Genomic DNA, 363 nt, shown 5'->3' on the forward strand with positions numbered 1-363 from the left:
GTGTGGTCGATGCGGCCGGTGAAGGGGGTGGCGCCCCGCTCCCGCCCGTCCAGGTGGAGCCTGAGCGCCCGGCCGTCGTACGTACCGGTGACCCGGTGCCAGGCGCCGGCCCAGCCGTCCGGGACGGGTGCCGTGACCGTGTGGGGCCGCCCGCCGCTGGTGACGGTGAACTCCACGGTGGCGCGGTCCCGCATCCGCAGGACGTACTGCTCCCCCTTGCTGATCATGGTGAAGTCACCCGTCCACGGCTCGGCCGGCCTGACCAGGGCGTCCAGGGTGAGGCCGGTGCCGGTGAGGTCCAGCGCGGGGTCCCGGCGGATCTCGACGAAGTCGTCCAGGCCGGAGAGGTACAGGGCCTTGCCG

Annotated in this window: 1 protein-coding gene; it reads right to left on the minus strand. The window is 73.8% G+C overall.

Annotation, left to right across the window (positions count from 1 at the left end):
• A partial coding sequence (locus tag ACSNOK_RS33545; protein WP_436784548.1) for a LamG-like jellyroll fold domain-containing protein occupies positions 1 to 363 on the minus strand: 363 nt, incomplete at both ends.

It is taken from the genome of Streptomyces sp. URMC 126 (assembly GCF_051386555.1).
In the GTDB taxonomy this organism is placed as follows: Bacteria; Actinomycetota; Actinomycetes; order Streptomycetales; family Streptomycetaceae; genus Streptomyces.